Raw genomic sequence first — 739 nt, forward strand, 5'->3', positions numbered from 1 at the left:
TAGCTTTGCGCTGAATAATGTTTCATTGTTACTCCACACCCTCTATTTAATGGTTAAATATTAAGCGCGACAACTAGTCTGACAGAGAGGGGTATACACTTACTCATATAAACATTATTCACTAAACAGGCTTTTTTCGAATGCTTGCGCTGCATGCGAGGATGGTCTGTCTTTATAGTGTAATTGATATAATGGCCGTGATAGCTCGATGTTATTTTGTGGTTTTAGGCGTGTTAATTTACCTAATTGCACTAAATCTTCAGTTACCACATTAGGCAATAACGCAACGCCCATCCCTTGTGCTACCGCTCTTGCTATAGCCTCGTTGCTGCCCAATTGCATGCTGTTTTTTGCTGTAACGTCGTGTTGTTGTAGTAACTTAACCGACATTTCGAGTGTGCCAGAGCCAGGTTCGCGCAGCAGCCAAAACTGCTTGTTTAACCATGCTTTTACATTTTTAGCGGGCTTTAAGCTACTCGGTATAACCACACTCATTAAATCGTTTTGCCAGTGCTTACTTATAATATGTGGCTCGGTTGGCGTGCCTTCAACCAGTGCTAAATCGATAGTACATTCGAGTAATGCATGCTCAATTTGTGCGGTATTGGCAATTTGCACTTCTACTTTTATGTGCGGGTACTGCGCGCAAAATTTAGCTAAATAAGGGGGCAGCCAATAGCTTGCAATGGTTGTACTGCTGCCTATAACGAGTGTGCCGCGCTTAAGCCCTGTACGCGAT

The 739-nt window shown here is 42.9% G+C and carries 1 protein-coding gene; it reads right to left on the reverse strand.

Translation table 11 applies throughout. The features are described 5' to 3' along the window. Nucleotides 1-114: 114 nt before the first annotated feature. The coding region (locus tag CWB66_RS20445) for a LysR substrate-binding domain-containing protein (RefSeq protein ID WP_138586874.1) at nucleotides 115-739 on the reverse strand (625 nt) is incomplete at its 5' end.

This window comes from Pseudoalteromonas sp. S558, from assembly GCF_005886635.1.
GTDB lineage: Bacteria > Pseudomonadota > Gammaproteobacteria > Enterobacterales > Alteromonadaceae > Pseudoalteromonas > Pseudoalteromonas aliena.